Source organism: Sphingopyxis fribergensis, assembly GCF_000803645.1.
Taxonomy (GTDB): domain Bacteria; phylum Pseudomonadota; class Alphaproteobacteria; order Sphingomonadales; family Sphingomonadaceae; genus Sphingopyxis; species Sphingopyxis fribergensis.
In genome coordinates this window covers 3,630,328-3,646,443 of the sequence record NZ_CP009122.1, presented here as the reverse complement: position 1 = coordinate 3,646,443, position 16,116 = coordinate 3,630,328, and the positions used below count along the sequence as shown (strand labels likewise).

The 16,116-nt window shown below is 65.7% G+C and carries 18 protein-coding genes; all 18 read right to left on the bottom strand.

Going from position 1 to position 16,116, the window contains the following annotated elements:
- Positions 1 to 220: 220 nt before the first annotated feature.
- The 18 genes from SKP52_RS16950 to SKP52_RS16865 all read right to left on the bottom strand — a co-directional run bounded on the left by SKP52_RS16950 (position 221) and on the right by SKP52_RS16865 (position 16,101).
- On the bottom strand, positions 221 to 655 hold the full coding sequence (locus SKP52_RS16950; protein ID WP_039576672.1) for a PilZ domain-containing protein: 435 nt from the start codon (positions 653 to 655) through the stop codon (positions 221 to 223).
- A 320-nt stretch (positions 656 to 975) separates the two neighbouring features.
- Complete coding sequence (locus tag SKP52_RS16945) at positions 976 to 2,796, bottom strand: gamma-glutamyltransferase family protein (protein WP_039581442.1); 1,821 nt, start codon at positions 2,794 to 2,796, stop codon at positions 976 to 978.
- Between the two features lie 179 nt (positions 2,797 to 2,975).
- Positions 2,976 to 3,503: a hypothetical protein gene (locus tag SKP52_RS16940; RefSeq protein WP_039576669.1), complete on the bottom strand. Its 528-nt coding sequence runs from the start codon at positions 3,501 to 3,503 to the stop codon at positions 2,976 to 2,978.
- 182 nt (positions 3,504 to 3,685) lie between these two features.
- Complete coding sequence (locus SKP52_RS24735; protein WP_052208456.1) at positions 3,686 to 4,222, bottom strand: hypothetical protein; 537 nt, start codon at positions 4,220 to 4,222, stop codon at positions 3,686 to 3,688.
- A gap of 191 nt (positions 4,223 to 4,413) precedes the next feature.
- Positions 4,414 to 5,232, bottom strand: a complete 819-nt coding sequence (locus SKP52_RS16930) for a glycine zipper 2TM domain-containing protein (RefSeq protein ID WP_039576666.1) — start codon at positions 5,230 to 5,232, stop codon at positions 4,414 to 4,416.
- Positions 5,233 to 5,465: 233 nt separating this feature from the next.
- Entirely contained in the window at positions 5,466 to 5,888 is a 423-nt protein-coding gene (rplQ, locus tag SKP52_RS16925; protein ID WP_039576662.1) for a 50S ribosomal protein L17, read from the bottom strand.
- A gap of 112 nt (positions 5,889 to 6,000) precedes the next feature.
- Positions 6,001 to 7,059 (bottom strand): DNA-directed RNA polymerase subunit alpha, encoded by a 1,059-nt coding sequence (locus tag SKP52_RS16920; protein ID WP_039576660.1) that lies wholly within the window; start codon positions 7,057 to 7,059, stop codon positions 6,001 to 6,003.
- A gap of 100 nt (positions 7,060 to 7,159) precedes the next feature.
- Complete coding sequence (gene rpsK, locus SKP52_RS16915) at positions 7,160 to 7,549, bottom strand: 30S ribosomal protein S11 (RefSeq protein ID WP_003040416.1); 390 nt, start codon at positions 7,547 to 7,549, stop codon at positions 7,160 to 7,162.
- Between the two features lie 104 nt (positions 7,550 to 7,653).
- Positions 7,654 to 8,022 (bottom strand): 30S ribosomal protein S13, encoded by a 369-nt coding sequence (gene rpsM / locus SKP52_RS16910; protein WP_039576651.1) that lies wholly within the window; start codon positions 8,020 to 8,022, stop codon positions 7,654 to 7,656.
- Between the two features lie 203 nt (positions 8,023 to 8,225).
- Positions 8,226 to 9,014 (bottom strand): inositol monophosphatase family protein, encoded by a 789-nt coding sequence (locus tag SKP52_RS16905; RefSeq protein ID WP_039576647.1) that lies wholly within the window; start codon positions 9,012 to 9,014, stop codon positions 8,226 to 8,228.
- On the bottom strand, positions 9,014 to 10,357 hold the full coding sequence (locus SKP52_RS16900; protein WP_039576645.1) for a TldD/PmbA family protein: 1,344 nt from the start codon (positions 10,355 to 10,357) through the stop codon (positions 9,014 to 9,016). The genes SKP52_RS16905 and SKP52_RS16900 overlap by 1 nt, the downstream gene beginning before the upstream one ends.
- Before the next feature lie 160 nt (positions 10,358 to 10,517).
- Entirely contained in the window at positions 10,518 to 10,838 is a 321-nt protein-coding gene (locus SKP52_RS16895) for a hypothetical protein (RefSeq protein WP_228383683.1), read from the bottom strand.
- A 312-nt stretch (positions 10,839 to 11,150) separates the two neighbouring features.
- Complete coding sequence (locus SKP52_RS16890) at positions 11,151 to 11,756, bottom strand: hypothetical protein (protein WP_039581435.1); 606 nt, start codon at positions 11,754 to 11,756, stop codon at positions 11,151 to 11,153.
- A gap of 165 nt (positions 11,757 to 11,921) precedes the next feature.
- Positions 11,922 to 12,437, bottom strand: a complete 516-nt coding sequence (locus SKP52_RS16885; RefSeq protein WP_039576642.1) for a demethoxyubiquinone hydroxylase family protein — start codon at positions 12,435 to 12,437, stop codon at positions 11,922 to 11,924.
- The gene (locus SKP52_RS16880) at positions 12,434 to 12,916 is read right to left on the bottom strand and encodes a disulfide bond formation protein B (RefSeq protein WP_039576640.1); all 483 of its coding nucleotides are present in this window, start codon (positions 12,914 to 12,916) and stop codon (positions 12,434 to 12,436) included. Before SKP52_RS16880 ends, SKP52_RS16885 begins: the two co-directional genes overlap by 4 nt.
- Before the next feature lie 12 nt (positions 12,917 to 12,928).
- Positions 12,929 to 14,326, bottom strand: coding sequence for a S41 family peptidase (locus SKP52_RS16875; RefSeq protein ID WP_052208455.1), 1,398 nt, complete (start codon positions 14,324 to 14,326; stop codon positions 12,929 to 12,931).
- 135 nt (positions 14,327 to 14,461) lie between these two features.
- On the bottom strand, positions 14,462 to 15,676 hold the full coding sequence (locus tag SKP52_RS16870; protein ID WP_039576638.1) for a murein hydrolase activator EnvC family protein: 1,215 nt from the start codon (positions 15,674 to 15,676) through the stop codon (positions 14,462 to 14,464).
- The gene (locus SKP52_RS16865; RefSeq protein ID WP_039576635.1) at positions 15,673 to 16,101 is read right to left on the bottom strand and encodes a 23S rRNA (pseudouridine(1915)-N(3))-methyltransferase RlmH; all 429 of its coding nucleotides are present in this window, start codon (positions 16,099 to 16,101) and stop codon (positions 15,673 to 15,675) included. The genes SKP52_RS16870 and SKP52_RS16865 overlap by 4 nt, the downstream gene beginning before the upstream one ends.
- Positions 16,102 to 16,116: the final 15 nt, after the last annotated feature.

The following is a 16,116-nucleotide window of genomic DNA, read 5'->3' as shown; positions in this document are numbered from 1 at the left end:
GCGCGGATTTTGCTGTGGCTTGAGGGTATGGCGGGTGTCGACCGATAGTTGCCGTTGAAGGACTTGCTCTCTCCCCTTCAGGGGAGAGATAAGAAGGCTTGCCGGTTTCACCGGCTAGCCGCAGTTGAGAGGGGCTTGAGCTGCTTCCGCCCCCTCTCCCAACCCTCTCCCCCGAAGGGGAGAGGGCTACGTCCGCTCACCACCCCAAAACCGACTTCCGTCAGCGCTTGACGCCAAAATGTCCGGGCAGGCTGGTGGCGCGCGACAGGCCTGGTCGCCAGGTCGAGATTTTCGGGGCCGGGACAATCTGGAATTCGGCCTTGCTGTCCGCGGTGACGAGTTGATCATTGTGCGCGGCGCGCAGGCGCACCGTTTCGATCGGCTTGTCGGTCTCGATGCCGAAGCGATTGCCCGCGACCCACCGTACGGTGCCGAGCATCGCGTCGTGGCCGGGAAGAAAGACGGTGATCCGCTCGCCGATTTGGAGGGCATGCGGACCCTGGCCGCCGACGCCAGTCAGCGAAACATTACGGATGGTCACATCGAACTGGCCGAGCCGCTGACAGGCGAGCGCCGCCTTGACCAGACGCGACTGTCGCGGCTGGCGCTTCTCATCTGGGGCCGGGGAGGCAGGGGAGGCCTCGGGATTCGACATGCGCGACTCGACAACTGCCGCCCGATTCCCACCTCGGCCGGTTTATTGGATTGGTCCCGGTGCCGGTCCTAAATGAGGAAGGTAAATTTTCGTATAGCGTGTTCGGTAATTTTCGTGGCCCATCCGGCTGCGCGCAGGCCGCTAAATGCCTTGAACTTTACGCGGGCCGCCGGTCGAACGCGCTGAAACAGCGGAAAATTATCATGGATTATGGGTGGCGAAGGCGAACGCCGTTGCCGGGTCCGCCAAGCGCGATCCCCCGCCGGCGCGGGACCGGCGGACGCGACCGGCGGCGACATCCTTAACCTGCGCCGGTTTGCTCAATAAGCCAGCGCACACCCGTCAGCACGCATCTCGCTGGCCGCCGCATAGACGCGCGTATCGCCGTCCAAGCGGTGTTCGACGCATTGATAACGGCCGAAACCGCCGTCGGATTCGCCCAGCGTCCACCCGATATCGGCAAGCTTCCGGCGACTGGCTTCGGGCACGCCATTTTCGAGCCGCAGCACGCCGGTCGCGCCGAGATCCGGCGAATCCTCGCCCATCGTTTCGGACGACCCCTCATGGTGCCAGCGCGGCGAGTCGCCCGCGGCCTGGATTTCGAGCCCATAGTCGACACGGTTGATGACGATCTGCGCCTGCCCCTGCGGCTGCATGTCGCCGCCCATCACGCCGAAGCTCATCCACGGCACGTCACCGCGCGCTGCGAAGCCGGGGATGATCGTCTGGAACGGCCGCTTGCCGGGGGCGTAGATGTTGGGATGCCCGTCCTGCAGGCTGAAGAGCTGCCCACGATCCTGAAACATGAAGCCGAGGCCATCGGCGACCAGCCCCGACCCCATGCCGCGGAAGTTCGACTGGATCATCGACACCATCATGCCGTCCTTGTCGGCGCAGCTGAAATAGGTCGTGTCGCCGCGGCTCGGCGCCTGCCCCGGATGGACCGGCGTGAGCAGGCGGTCGGGGCGGATCAGCTTTGCACGGCTTGCGGCATAATCCTTGGAGATCAGCCATTCGACCGGCACGTTGGCAAAGTGCGGATCGGCGTAGTAGCGCGCGCGATCCTCATAGGCGAGGCGCTTCGCCTCGGCTTGCAGATGGATCGACAAAGCCGACTGGAAGCCTGCGCCCTTCAGGTCGAAATTTTCGAGGATGTTCAGCATCTGCAGCGTCGCAATCCCCTGCGTATTCGCGCCGAGCGCATAGACGTCGGTGCCGCGATAGCCGGTCTTGTGCGGCTCGATCCATTCAGACTTGTGCGCCGCGAGATCCTCGTAGCGCAGCCAGCCGCCGATCCGCTTGAAATAGGCGTCGATCGTTCGCGCGATCTCGCCCTCGTAAAAGGCATCACGCCCGCCCTCGGCGATCAGGCGAAAGGTGCGCGCGAGGTCAGGGTTGCGGAAAACCTGCCCCGCTGTCGGTCCCTTGCCGTCGTTCACGCCATAGGTGCGCATCGCATTGTCGATTTCCTCGATCCCGCGGCCGGGCTGGCGGAAACCGGCGAGGCTGCGCCGGATATAATAAGCGATCATGTCGGGCACCGGCGCGCCGGCCTCGGCGTGCGCGATGACGGGCTCGAACAGCTCCTTCCACGGCAGCTTGCCGTAGCGTTGGTGCATCGTCCACCAGCCATCGACCGTGCCCGGCACCGACACGCTGATCGCACCATAGGCGGGCAGGGTGCCGCCCTTGGCGCGGCTGCGCACGGTGGCAAGGTCGAGCGCGCGCGGACTTTTGCCCGAGCCTGCAAGCCCGGCGAGCTTCTTGGTCTTCGGGTCCCAGATCATCGCATAGACGTCGCCGCCGATGCCGTTCGCAGTCGGTTCGAGCAGGCCGAGGCACGCGTTGATCGCGATCGCGGCGTCGACCGCCGACCCGCCGCGCTTCAATATGTCGATCCCGGCCTGCGTTGCGAGCGGATGCGCGGTCCCTGCGGCACCGTTCAATCCATAAGCGGCGGTACGCGAGGCGAAGCTGGCGCCGACCGGGCGATCGCCACCCTGAACGTCGGGGCGCAAGAAGCGGTCGGCGCCCGCATCCCAGGCCGCGGGCACGGCAGGCGCGCTCGCGCCGCGTGCGACCCCGATGGCGGGCAACAAAGCGGCGGCCGGGACGGCGGTCAGAAGTGTACGGCGATGCATCGGCTCGGACCCCTTTTGAGAAAGACCCGGTTTTGCGGGATGCATCCGCGATGGCAAGGCCGGAATCGCTATCCGATACGGTAAAGCGGTGGGCGATACCCGCAACGCCCGCCTGTTACGCAAAAGGCCCGCCGCGTGCCGGGGGCACGGGCGGGCCGATTGGTCAGCGGTTCACGGGGTTAGCCGAGACCCGAAAATTTGATGTTCTGGACGCGGCCATAGCGGATGTCGCAAGTGAACTTGCCCTTGTCATACGATCCACCGCGACCCCAGCGGCCGCCGTAGCCGTCGCGCACGACGACACGGCCCTTGACCTTATAACCGTCGCGCTTGCGGTCGATGCTGGTCACTTCGGTGACATCGGTGCGGCCATAGCGGCGGCTGCCGCGTTCGACCGAGCTGACGCACTGGCTGACCGCGCTGCGGCTGTTGCCATAGCGGCCATAGTCATAGCCGTAACCGTAGCGCGCGTCGTTGTAGCGATTATCACGGCGGTAGCGATCGTCGTAACGGTCATAACGGTCGTTGTCGCTGCTCGACAGGATCGCAGCGAGGCCGCCGAGCACGACGGCACCGGCGATGATTTCGCCCGCGCCGATCCCGTCGCCGTCGCGGTCGCGCGCCATCGCGGGGGTGGCGCCGATCAGCATCGCGCCGGCGGTGGCCGCACCAATCGCGGCCTTGGTCAGCTTGGTCTTGATAGCCATGGTTCGGTCTCCTTAAGCGCAGGCGGCGTCGTCGCGGCCTGTTGGAAACCTTTTAGATCGGTGGCCGTGACGCCGGCCTGAACCCGGTGCTTATCTGGCGTTCAGCCTTGGTTTTGCTGGCGTTCATAAAGAAAAGGCCCCTCGCCGCGGGGCGAGAGGCCGTTTGCCGGTGACGGAGAGATTCAGCCGAAATTGACGTCGACGACACGGCCATTGCGATAGCTGCAGCCGAAGCTGCGCACTTCGCCCCCGAGGCGCGAGGCGGTGCCGGTGACGTACCAGCCGCCGCCCGATGCCTCGGTTCCGGTGATGCTGTCGACGCGGGCGTCGTCGCCCATCTCGCCCTCGACCGCCCAGCTGCACGCGTCGGCGGCGCGGCCTTCGGCTTCGCCGCGGCCATAGGCGCCCGGCGTGATGTCATTTTGGGCATCGGGTTCGTAGCGCGGCACCTCTTGCCGCTGATCGTCGCCGCGATAGGGCGGCTCGTACCGGTAATCGGGCGCGCGCTCGCGCTTGTCCTTGCCCACCGAGCTCGCGATCGCGGCGATCGCGCCGATGACGAACAGCCCGCCGAGCACTTCGCCGGCGCTGATATGGTCGCGGTCGCGATAGCCCCAGCCGCCATGATGGCGCCCGCGCGCTTCGGCGGGAACGGCGCTGAACCCGACCGAGGTGAGGACGATCGCTGCGGCGGTGGTGAAGCTGGTCAGTTTACGCATCGAGGGACGCTCCCCTTCGGCGGGCTCAGGATGGTCCAGCCCGCAATCGTGCCGCTCTACGCGCGCGATGCTTTCGCGCCGCTGAACCGTGGCGGGGGCGCGGCGAGCCGAGTCGGGCAAGGAAAAGGCCCGCCATCTATGGGGATGACGGGCCTTGGACCAGTATAGGTGACCAGACCTGTTCCTGGGTATCAGCAGACGCAGCGAGGCTTGGGTTTCGGCTTCCACTTTTTCTTCGCGACATAGCGTTTCCGCACCGGGACATTCTCATAATAGGTACGCGTCGACGTCTCGACCGTTTCGGTGACGACCGGGGCGCCGTTGATGATCGTCGTGACGACGACGCCGGGCGTGTAATAGCCGTATCCATAGCCATCATATTGATAGCTCGTCGAAGTGCCGCCGGGATAATATCCGCCCTGATAGTGGCCGCCGTCATGGCGATAGCGGACCGTACGGCTGGACCAATATTCTTCGCATTTCTTCTTGTCCGACGCATTGCCGATCGCGCTGCCCGCGAGCGCGCCGACCCCGGCGCCGATCAGCGTGCCCGCGGTGCGGTCGCCGCGTCCGGCTATGCGGTTGCCGGCGATGCCCCCCACGAGCCCGCCGACAACCGCGCCGCCCACTGTGCCCCCCCGGCCACAGCGGCGTTCCATCTCTTCGTCGTAACGGGCGTCATAGCCGTCACGATAATAGGGATCATAGGCGGGCGGCGGCGGATAGCCCGCGCCATGGCCCTCGACCGTGCCTTCATAACGGCCTTCGTACCGGCGGCCGTCGGCCGTTTCATAGGTGCCGTCCCAGGTGCCGGTCCAGCGGCCCTCGGCGTCATAGCCCGAGACGCGGCGATATTCGACTTCGCTCGGCACCCGGTCGGGATAGCCGGTGTAGACGCGGGCGTCGGGATCGGCCGGTACGCCATAGTCGAGCGCGGGCTGTTCGGCGCCGGCGCGTCCCGCCAGCAACAACGATCCTGCGGCCATTCCCAACAATATGATCGTACGCATGCCAAGCTCCCTGTTCCCTCGGCCTGAACCGATTGGTTAACAGCTTGTTAGCAAAATTGGCGCCTTTCCGCGAATCCGTTAACCGTGAAGAAGCTGTCCCGATTTGACGCAGATAGTCGCTTCCCGCCCCGCGGCGAACGGAAGCAAAACGCGGCTTCTAGGCCCAACGGGACAAAGAAAAGGGCGGCTATCCTTTCGGACGCCGCCCTTGATCTTGTGCGAAGAGGCGAAGCTCAGGCTTCGGCCATCTCGTCGTCATATTGTTCGACCGGACCCGAATCCTGGCCCTTGGCGTCGACGTCGCGGTCGACGAATTCGATGATCGCCATCGGCGCCGCGTCCGAGGCGCGGATGCCGGCCTTGATCACGCGGGTGTAGCCGCCGTTGCGGTCCTTGTAACGCTCGGCCAGCACGTCGAACAGCTTCTTGAGTTGCGTGTCGTCGAGCAGGCGGCTGTTCGCGAGGCGGCGGTTGGCAAGGCCACCGCGCTTGGCCAGCGTGACCAGCTTTTCGATATAGGGACGCAGTTCCTTCGCCTTGGCGACGGTCGTCGTGATCTGCTCATGCTTGATGAGCGACGCCGACATGTTGCGGAACAGGGCCGTGCGATGCGCGCTCGTGCGCTGCAGCTTCCGGCCACCCGATTTATGACGCATAATTCTTTCCTTCGTTTGTCAGAGGGGCCGTGTGAGGTACCCCAAGCCAGGTCGATTGCGGGCCGACCCATTCCCGTTGAATGCGCCCCGGCGAACCGGGGCGCTATCTCGATTAACCCAGCAGCTCTTGTTCGAGCTTCTTGGCCATTTCTTCGATATTCTCCGGCGGCCAGCCGGGGATGTCCATGCCGAGGCGCAGGCCCATCGACGACAGCACTTCCTTGATTTCGTTCAAGGATTTGCGGCCGAAGTTCGGGGTGCGGAGCATTTCGGCTTCGGTCTTCTGAACGAGATCACCGATATAGATGATATTGTCGTTCTTGAGGCAGTTCGCCGAGCGGACCGACAATTCGAGCTCGTCGACCTTCTTGAGAAGGAAGCGGTTGAGCTGGTTGACGTCGCTTTCGTCGGCGGTGGTCGGCGAAGCCGCCATGCCGATCATGCCGCTGTCGTTCATCGCTTCTTCGAAGTGGACGAAGACCTGGAGCTGATCCTGGAGGATGCGCGCGGCGTAAGCGACGGCGTCTTCCGGGGTGATCGTGCCGTCGGTTTCGACGGTCAGGTTCAGCTTGTCATAGTCCAGTTCCTGACCGATGCGGGCATTGTCGACCTTGTAAGCGACCTGGCGCACGGGCGAGTAGAGCGAGTCGACCGGGATCAGGCCGATCGGCGCGTCGATCGGACGGTTGGCGGTCGCGGGGACATAACCCTTGCCGGTGTCGGCAACAAGTTCCATGTTCAGCGTCGCACCGTCATCCAGGTGACAGATGACATGGTTCGGGTTCATCACCTTGATGTCGCCCGACACCATGATGTCGCCGGCCTTGACGGTCGCGGGACCGGTCGCCGAAAGCTGGAGCCGCTTCGGGCCTTCGCCTTCCATTTTGAGCGCGATCTGCTTCACGTTGAGGACGATGTCGGTGACATCTTCGCGCACGCCGGCCAGGCTCGAGAATTCGTGGAGAACATTCTCGATCTTGATCGACGTGATAGCCGCACCCTGGAGCGACGAGAGCAACACGCGGCGCAGCGCGTTGCCGAGCGTCAGGCCGAAGCCGCGCTCGAGCGGTTCGGCGACGAAGGTCGCCTTGCGCTTGCCGTCGCTGCCAGCCTTGATTTCCAGGTTGCTGGGCTTCTTCAATTCCTGCCAGTTCCGGATATTGACAGTCATGGATTTCCCTTTGCTTTGAGCGGGACGGGTGGGGGTCGACCACCTGTCCAGCGAGGATTTTTATACGGGCGGCGCTCCGGCGGAGCGTGCCCGAAAGACGTCAGACGCGGCGGCGCTTGGCCGGGCGGACGCCATTGTGCGGGATCGGCGTCACGTCGCGGATCGACGTGATGTGAAACCCGACAGCCTGCAGCGCGCGGAGAGCCGATTCACGACCCGCACCCGGGCCCTTGACTTCGACTTCCAGCGTGCGGACGCCATGTTCGGCGGCCTTCTTGCCGGCGTCTTCGGCGCAAACCTGCGCCGCATAGGGGGTCGACTTGCGGCTTCCCTTGAAGCCCATCATGCCGGCGCTCGACCAGGCAATCGCATTGCCCTGTGCGTCGGTGATGGTGATCATCGTGTTGTTGAAGGTCGCGTTGACGTGGGCGACGCCCGACGAGATGTTTTTGCGTTCGCGCCGACGAAGGCGCTGCGGTTCACGAGCCATGTTGCTATCCTAAATCCTGAAATCCTGAACGACCGGGGCGCTGTTTCGAGAGCTGCCTCCGGCGGAGAAATAAGGAAATTCGTCCCCCGGACGAATTTCAGATCTTATTTCTTCTTACCGGCGATCGCCTTGGCCTTGCCCTTGCGGGTGCGCGCATTGGTGTGCGTACGCTGGCCGCGGACCGGAAGGCCCTTGCGATGACGCAGCCCGCGGTAGCAGGCGAGGTCCATCAGGCGCTTGATGTTCATCGCCGTGTTGCGGCGAAGATCACCTTCGACCGTCAGGTCGGCGTCGATCGTTTCACGGATCTGCAGCACTTCGGCGTCGGACAGGTCCTGAACGCGGCGCGACTGGTCGATGCCGAGCTTGGTGGCGATGTCGACGGCGGTCTTGCGACCGATGCCGTGGATATAGGTGAGCGCGATGATAACGCGCTTGTTGGTGGGCAGATTGACGCCCGCAATACGTGCCATTGGTAACTTTCTCCTGCTCCACAGGGCCGTTGGCAATCGGCCCCATCTCAAAGCGTCTGATTTTCCAACGCAAAAAACGGACCACGATGCGCATGATAGCGCTTCGCCGTCCGGTCAGGCTGTCGGAATGGACGCGCAACTAAGGTGAGTCGGGCCGATTGTCAAGTGAAGTGCGGTGGTTTGAAGGCCTTTCCGCGTGCCGGTCACGAGGATGTAAGAGCGATCGCACGATCATGCAATCGGTCGACGACCGCCGCATGGATTCCGGGGGCGCAGGCGATAACGCCGAACGCCTGCGCGCGCGGAGTATTGAAGCGCAAGGGCGCGCCGAACGCGTCGGTCACGGTGGCGCCGGCCTCGCTCGCGATCAGCGCCGCCGCCGCGACGTCCCATTCGAAACCCCAGCGCAAAGTGGCGACCAGGTCGGCGCGGTCGTCGGCCACGAGCGCCATGCGCAGCGCGATGCTGTTCGGCTTGGTGACGATGACAAGGTCGCTGTCGACGCGCGGCAGCGCATCGGCGGGGACGCGCGATCCGGCGAAGGTCGCGCGCTCGCTGGCGTGCAATGCCTCGCCGTTGAGCAGCGCGCCTTGCCCCTTTTGCGCGACCCACAATTCGTCGAGCGCGGGGGCATAGAGGATGCCGAATTCGGGGGTGCCGTCGATCACCAGCGCGACCGACACGCACCAGCCAGGGCGGCCGCGTATAAAGTCGCGCGTGCCGTCGATCGGATCGACGCACCACATCGCACGGCACGAGAGGCGATCGGCGTTGTCGGCGGTCTCTTCGGACAGCCACCCCGCCTCGGGCACCATCGCGCCGAGCACGGCCTTCAGCCGGGCATCGACCGCCAGGTCGACGTCGCTGACCGGATTGTCGTGCGACTTGTGCCAGACGTTGACCGCTTGCCCCTCGCCGCGCCAGCGCGCCATCGCCATGTCGCCGACTTCGCGGGTCGCGGCGATCGCGGCTTCGAGGTTGCGGCCGGGCATCAGCTACTGGCGACGGTCATGCCGTCGATGCGCAGCGTCGGCGCGTTGGTGCCGTGACGGAACTCGAGGTCGCTCGCGGGGATCAATGCCGCGAACATGTCGATCAGATTGCCCGCAATGGTGAATTCGGCGATCGGCCCGGCAAGCGCGCCATCCTTGATCAGGAAACCCGATGCGCCGCGGCTGTAATCGCCGGTGACGGGGTTGACGCCGTGGCCGATCAACTCGGTGATATAGACGCCGTCGACGATGTCCTTCATCAGCGCCTCGGGCGTTACGCTGCCCGCCGCAAGGTGCAGGTTGCTCGCACCGACCCCCGATGCGCCGCCGCCGCGGCTGGCATGGCCGGTGGGGGTGAGGCCGAGTTGCTTCGCCGATGCGGTGTCGAGCAGCCAGCCGGTGATCTTGCCGCCCTCGACCAGATTTCGCGCCGCGGTGGGCAGGCCCTCGCCGTCGAAGGCCCGGCTGCGCAGCCCGCGCGGGCGATGTGGCTCGTCGCGGATTACGATGCTGCTGTCGAACAGCATCTGGTCTTCCTTGCCGAGCAGGAAGCTCGTCCCGCGCGCGATGGCGGGGCCGGCGATCGCGCCGAGCAGATGGCCGACGATGCCGCCGCTGACGCGCGGGTCGAGCACCACGGGCAGCTTGCCGTTCGGCGCCTTGCCGGGGTTCAGCCGCGCGACGGCGCGGGTCCCGGCGCGGGCGCCGATATCCGCGGTGCTTTCGAGGTCGGTCAGATGGTGTGCGCTGTGCCAGCCATAGTCGCGCTGCATGCTCGCGCCTTCGCCCGCAATGACGCTCGCCGACAGGCTGTGGCCGCTCGACCCGTAACCGCCGGCAAAGCCGTGGCTGGTCGCAAGCGCGAAGCGCGTGCGGCTGTGGCTCGCGCTGCCGCCTTCGCTGTTGGTGACGCCCGCGACGGCGCGCGCGGCTTCCTCGACCGCCAATGCAGCGCTGCGCAGCGCCGCAGGGTCGGCTTCGCTGCCATCGTCGAGGTCGAAATCGGGAACGGGGCCCTTGAACAGCAGCTCTTCGGGCGCGAGGCCCGAATAGGGATCCTCGGGCGCCTCGCGCGCCATCGCGACGCAGCGTTCGACCAGCTTGGTCAGCTCGCCCGCGTCCATGTCGGCGGTCGACACGCTGGCGCTGCGCTGGCCGACGAAGACGCGCAGCGAAATATCTTGCCCCTCGGACCGCTCGACATCTTCGAGCGCGCCGAGCCGCATCGAGACCGAGGTAGCGGCGTTGCAATAATAGAGGGCGTCGGCGGCGTCGGCGCCGGCTTTTGCGGCGGCGTCGCACAGCATCTGCGCACGATCGAGGGCTTCGGAAACGGTCAGCATGCCCGCGCCCTATACGGCGCGGGGCAAAAAATCAAAGCTGGGTGCGTTCAACGAGCAATAACATTCGTTCGTCACCCCGGACTTGATCCGGGGTCCATGATTTCGACGCCGAAATGGATGCCGGATCAAGTCCGGCATGACAAAATAGCGGGAAGTGGCGCTACTTGATGATCGCGGCGATCGCGTCGGTGGCGGCCATCGCGCCGCTGATCCACAAGAAGGGCAGCGTCAGCGCCGCGACCCACAGGCGGCGGACGTCGCGGCGGAAGCGCGCGTGGAGCCCCCAGCTGGCAAGTGCCTGACGGCTGAGGCGATACCAATGGCGTTCGGTCGAGCGCGCCACAGGCAGCGCGAGCGCCAGCAGCATGATCAGCGCAACGACGATGAAGCCCGAAGGGGCGCCAGCGGCCATCGCGCTCATGACGAGCCAGATCTGCAAGGCGGCAAAAGCGAGAAGGGCGGTGGCGGCGTGCCACGTCATTCGTCGACCCAGACTCCGTGCCGGTGGCACGCTGACTGCCGTGCGCCCCCATAGGCGCGGTCCAAATGCTGATGCCATGTTACAGCCCCCTTAGGCTGGCGATTCCCAGAACCGCACGATTTGCCCCAAAAATTCCCAAGTCAAGACAGCTTGCCAGCGATTCGTTAATTTTTGCACTCAATTCGGCGCGGATTCGCAACGCAAACGGGCCAGACCGTCAATTCGGTGCAAATCTGGCAGCTTTTCGGATATTTGGGGTGCCGACCGGGGGGCGGGTTACGGCAACTCGGAGCGCCCAGCGCCCGTCCAGCCTTAGGGCTGCGGCGGGGTCGGAAGAGGGGCTGCGTCGGCTTCGTCGGGGGCCGTCTGCGCGGGGGCCTGGCCGTTCGCCTGACGCTCGAGTTCCTCGGCCGCCTTCTGCCGCTCGGCGAGTGCGCGTTCCTCGGCGACCACTGCGGCTTCGACTTCGTCCGATGCGGCGTCGATCCCGGCGATGCGCTTGGCGCGTTCGTCGGCGATCATCGCCTGCCAGTCGGTCTTGTTCGCGGCCTGGCGTTCGGCCTTCGCGCCCGCGACCAGCGCCTGCGTACAGCCGGTGAAACCGCCGAGGCCGGTCGGCGAGCAGCTGTCGGTGCCAAAGCGGCCGACGCGTTCGACCGCGACGACCTTGTTCGCCCAGGCTTCGTTGCGCACGTCGAGCGGATTGCCGCGCAGCATCTCGGGCACGCGATAGCGTTCGGTTTCGGGCAGGCGATTACAGACGACGATCTCGTCGGGGCTCGACTGTTCGCATTGGTCATTGCCATAGACGATGACCTGATTGATCTTTTCGGCATCGACCGTTTGCTGTTGCGCAGCGGCGGGCAAAGCGACGGCGCTACCGGCAAGGATCAGCGCGAACAGGGGGAGGCGGGTCATCGTCATTTCCTTTGTCATGCGGTCCAGATGGCACGCACTCGCTGCACGAGCAATGAACAATCCCTGCCGTTCGCATCGAGCGAAGTCCAGATTCCCATCGGTAGCGCCTGCCTTCACGGTTTCTCGACTTCGCTCGACACGAACGGAGCAGAGAGGATTACTCTATCAGATACGTTTCGACAGCGCGATGGCTGCACGGCAACCCGCGCGGATCGCGAGGCTGAGGACGGGATAGCCGGGGGCGCTTTCGGCGCCGGCTTTCATCGCGGCTTCCTTATGCTCCAGCTCTTCGGCGCGGAAGTCGGCGACCGCGGCGCTGAGTTCGGGGTCGCTGTCACCGAGTTCATCCAGCTGGTCGCTATAATGCCGGTCGATCTCGGTCTCGACCGCGGCGGTGCACGCCATTGCGGCGCGCGGCCCCATCGCGGCGGTGACGGCGCCCAACGCAAAGCCCGCGACGTTCCAGAAGGGCTGGAGCGCGGTCGGCCGCACCCCGCGCTTGGCGACCATATCGTCAAAGAATTTGCGGTGGCGTTCTTCCTGCTCGGCCATATGCGCGATCTCGCGCGCCATCGGGTGGCGGTCGCCCATCACCGCGAGCTGGCCGGCATAGATGCGCGTCGCACCATATTCGCCCGCCTGGTCGACGCGGATCATCGATGCGGTGCGTTTGTCGGTCATGGCGCCGGTGTGGTCTTCCGGCGCAACAAGGTCAAGACGAACGCCGCCGCACCGAGCGAGAAGATCGCGTTGAAGCCCGCGAGCGAGATGCCCAGCAACGTCCATTGCGCGGTGTCGCAGCGGATCAGCGGCGCGTTCATGATCGAATCGAGCGATACAGGGCCGGCGCTGCCGGTGGCACAGGTGGTGATGCCTTCCCAAAAGCCATATTCGACCCCCGCGTGGAAAATGCCGATCGCGCCGCTGACGGCAATCGCGACGGCCGCGAGCAGGGTGAGCGCGCGCATCGCCTTGTCATTGCGGCGAAGCAGCAGCGCGAGCAACGCCAATATGATCGCCGCCTGATGCGGCCAGCGCTGCCAGTAACACATTTCGCACGGGTGCAGGCCAAAGCCATATTGCGACACGAGCGCGCCGCCATAGAGCAGCAGCGGCGCGAGAAACGCGACGACGGGCGCGGAAAGCCGCGAGTTCAGCATGTCCCGCGCCCCTTAGTTGCGCGCGGTCGGCTTGGCGGGCTTGACCGGCGGCTTGCCGCTCTGCGCCATGCGCGGCACGGCCGGACCGATGCGGCCGATCGTCTGCAACGCATAGTGGAGCTGGAAATCCTCGATGCCCTTGGCTTTCAGGTCGGCGGCGGTCGCGGTGAAACGCGGATCGGCCTTTTCGTCCTTTTCGAGCAGCCCGTCGTCGACCTTCTTTTCGTTGATCAGGTGGCGGCGCAGGTCGCTTTCGCGGAATTTCGGCCGCGAGGCATAGTCGGGGTCGGAAATCTGCGGAACGCGGATATCGGGCTCGATCCCGCCTTCCTGCACGCTGCGGCCCGACGGCGTGTAATAACGCGCGGTGGTCAGGCGCAGCGCGGTGGTATCGCTCAGCGGCAGGACGGTCTGCACCGATCCCTTGCCGAAGCTTCGTTCGCCCATCACGACCGCACGATGCTGGTCCTGCAAGGCGCCCGCGACGATTTCGGAGGCCGAGGCCGATCCCGAGTCGATCAGAACAACGACCGGGGCCCCGCCGGCAACATCGCCGGGTTCGGCGAAATAGCGTTCGATATCGCCCTTTTTACGGCCGCGTTGCGAAACAATCTCGCCGCGTTCGAGGAACAGGTCGCTGATCCCGACGGCTTCGTCGAGCAGCCCGCCGGGGTTCGAGCGGAGGTCGAGGATCCAGCCGCGCGGCTTCTTGCCCAGCGACTTTTCGACCGCCATCATCGCGGCGCGGAGGTCAGTGGTCGCGTCGGCCGAGAAGCTCGACACGGTGAGCACGCCAACATCGCCGCTGACTTCCCACTTCACGGGTTTCAGGTCGATGATCTCGCGCGTCAGCGTCATCTCGATCGGCTTGTCCTGGCCTTCGCGAACGACGGTAATGTCGATCGCGGTGCCGGGCTTGCCGCGCATCTGTTCGACCGCCTCGTCGAGCGTCAGGCCGAAGATCAGTTCCTTGTTGATGTGGGTGATATAATCGCCCGCCTTGATCCCCGCCTTGGCGGCCGGGGTGTCGGCGGTCGGCGCGATCACTTTCACGACGCCGTCTTCCATCGTCACCGACAGGCCGAGCCCGCCATATTCGCCGTCGGTCTGGGTGCGCAGGTTCGAAAAGCCGCGCGCGTCGAGATAGCCCGAATGGGGGTCGAGGCTGGCGAGCATGCCGTTGATCGCGCCCTCGATCAGTTTCGAATCATCGACCGGTTCGACATAGTTGGATTTGACCTCGAGATAGACGTCCATGAAGCGCGAAATTTCTTCCTGCGTCTTCGAATCGACCGTCGCCATCGCGCCGGTCGCGAGCGGAACAAGCGCCAGCGTCGAAAGCGCGGCGGCGCCCTGCCACAAGGCGAAACGGCGCTTCGGGGATGCGGCAGTCTTGGTCGATTCGGTCATGGGCGTCTTTCAGTCACGCGAGAGCAATCCCGCCTTATAATCCCCGGCGCGCCATCCTCCTACGCATTTGTGCGGGCGTCAAGCGGCGCATCTTCATGCGGCACCCCGGTCTAACGGGCGATTAACCGAGGACGATCAGCCGATCATCGCGACGACGTCGACCGGGCGACCGCCGCGGCGAAGCTCGACCGTGATGCGGCTATCGTCCGATCCGGCGCGGCCGACCGGCGCCCCGGAATCGAGCTCGTCGCCCACGCCGACCGACAGCGCGATCATGCCCGTGAGCAGCGAAACCCAGCCGCCGCCATGGTCGATGATGACGATCTTGCCATAGCCGCGATAGTCGCCGGCAAAGCCGACGCGGCCGGGGGCGGGGGCGACGACCTGACCGCCGGGGCGCGCCGCGATCGTCACGCCGCGCGACCGGACGCCGCTTTCGTTGACTTCGCCCAGACCCGCGACGATGCGCCCGACCACGGGCAGGCGATAGGCCCCCTCTGCCAATTCGGCTTCCGCCGTGGCGGGCGGCATAGCACTGGCTACGCTACCCGCGGGGTCGCGTGGGCGCGGCAGCGGACCGGCGAGCTGTGCGAGTTCGGCGCGCACCGCGCCATCGGCTTCGAGCGCGTCCATCAGGTCGACGATATCGCGCGCTTTTTCGCCGAGCCCGAGCGCGCGGTCGGCTTCGAGCTGGGCGCTGCTCATCAGCTCGCGTGAGCGCAGCCGCCCTTCATTTTCGAGCCGCGTCAGCGCGTCGCGGCGGTGCGCGAGCTGCGCCTTGCTGGACGACAGCGCCTTCAGCGCGGCCGCCTGCTGCCGGCGTATTGTTTGCAGCGTCGCGAGTTCGTGCCGCGCCCCGGCGGTGCGACGTTCGATCACCGGCATCGCGGCGTCGATCACCGCGCGCGCATGCACCATGTCGGTCAGCGATCCCGGCTGCGCGAGCACGCTGACCGGCGGCTGGCGGCTCAATTGCTGGAGCGAGGCGGCGAGTTCGAGCAAGGGCTGCTGCTGGTGTGCCAGCCGCGCACGCTGCGTCGACAGGCGGCGGCTAACAAGTGCGACGCGGGCTTCGCCGGCGCTGATATCGGCCTCGGCCGACTGGATGCGCGCCGCGAGCGCCGCGCTGCGCTTCTGCAGCCGGTCGGCCTCGCTGCTCGCGGCGAGCGCCTGCTTTTCGAGCAAGGTGCTGCGCGCCATCGCCGCTGCCGACTGCTGCTTGGCTTCGATCAACTGTCTGCGCTCGCGCGCTGCGATCGCCCGCGGATCGAAGATGTCGCTTTGTGCTAGCGCAAGTGCGCCACCGCCGAAAACGGCGGTGATTGCCAGAGCGGTAAGTGCGCGCCTCACTGGCGGCCCTCGCGATGATAGGGGTGGTTCGCCACGATGCTGGTGGCGCGCCACAATTGCTCGGCGAGCATCGCGCGCGCCATCAAATGCGGCCAGGTCGCGCGGCCGAACGCGATGACCTTGTCGGCGCCCTCGCGCTCCTCGGGCGTGAAGCCGTCGGCGGCGCCGAGGCAGAAGCGCGCCTCGCGCACCCCGTTATCGCGCCATTTTTCGAGCAATTTGGCAAATTCGAGCGACGACATCTGGTCGCCGCCCTCGTCGAGCAGGATGGTGCGGCTATTCTCTGCCGCAACGGGCAAACGGCCACCCGTATCCGGAAGCTCCGAAATCTTCTGCGCCCAGGTCACACGCTTCATATAGCGCTCGACCAGCTCGGCCTCGGGCCCGCGCCCGATGCGCCCGCGCGCGATGATGTGCAGCAACATGCCCGCCCTCTTACA

Bases quoted from the DNA above. Each gene is read 5' to 3' on its own strand.
- SKP52_RS16950 (WP_039576672.1), bottom strand. From the start codon at position 655: ATGTCGAATCCCGAGGCCTCCCCTGCCTCCCCGGCCCCAGATGAGAAG.
- SKP52_RS16945 (WP_039581442.1), bottom strand. From the start codon at position 2,796: ATGCATCGCCGTACACTTCTGACCGCCGTCCCGGCCGCCGCTTTGTTG.
- SKP52_RS16940 (WP_039576669.1), bottom strand. From the start codon at position 3,503: ATGGCTATCAAGACCAAGCTGACCAAGGCCGCGATTGGTGCGGCCACC.
- SKP52_RS24735 (WP_052208456.1), bottom strand. From the start codon at position 4,222: ATGCGTAAACTGACCAGCTTCACCACCGCCGCAGCGATCGTCCTCACC.
- SKP52_RS16930 (WP_039576666.1), bottom strand. From the start codon at position 5,232: ATGCGTACGATCATATTGTTGGGAATGGCCGCAGGATCGTTGTTGCTG.
- rplQ (WP_039576662.1), bottom strand. From the start codon at position 5,888: ATGCGTCATAAATCGGGTGGCCGGAAGCTGCAGCGCACGAGCGCGCAT.
- SKP52_RS16920 (WP_039576660.1), bottom strand. From the start codon at position 7,059: ATGACTGTCAATATCCGGAACTGGCAGGAATTGAAGAAGCCCAGCAAC.
- rpsK (WP_003040416.1), bottom strand. From the start codon at position 7,549: ATGGCTCGTGAACCGCAGCGCCTTCGTCGGCGCGAACGCAAAAACATC.
- rpsM (WP_039576651.1), bottom strand. From the start codon at position 8,022: ATGGCACGTATTGCGGGCGTCAATCTGCCCACCAACAAGCGCGTTATC.
- SKP52_RS16905 (WP_039576647.1), bottom strand. From the start codon at position 9,014: ATGCCCGGCCGCAACCTCGAAGCCGCGATCGCCGCGACCCGCGAAGTC.
- SKP52_RS16900 (WP_039576645.1), bottom strand. From the start codon at position 10,357: ATGCTGACCGTTTCCGAAGCCCTCGATCGTGCGCAGATGCTGTGCGAC.
- SKP52_RS16895 (WP_228383683.1), bottom strand. From the start codon at position 10,838: ATGACGTGGCACGCCGCCACCGCCCTTCTCGCTTTTGCCGCCTTGCAG.
- SKP52_RS16890 (WP_039581435.1), bottom strand. From the start codon at position 11,756: ATGACCCGCCTCCCCCTGTTCGCGCTGATCCTTGCCGGTAGCGCCGTC.
- SKP52_RS16885 (WP_039576642.1), bottom strand. From the start codon at position 12,437: ATGACCGACAAACGCACCGCATCGATGATCCGCGTCGACCAGGCGGGC.
- SKP52_RS16880 (WP_039576640.1), bottom strand. From the start codon at position 12,916: ATGCTGAACTCGCGGCTTTCCGCGCCCGTCGTCGCGTTTCTCGCGCCG.
- SKP52_RS16875 (WP_052208455.1), bottom strand. From the start codon at position 14,326: ATGACCGAATCGACCAAGACTGCCGCATCCCCGAAGCGCCGTTTCGCC.
- SKP52_RS16865 (WP_039576635.1), bottom strand. From the start codon at position 16,101: ATGTTGCTGCACATCATCGCGCGCGGGCGCATCGGGCGCGGGCCCGAG.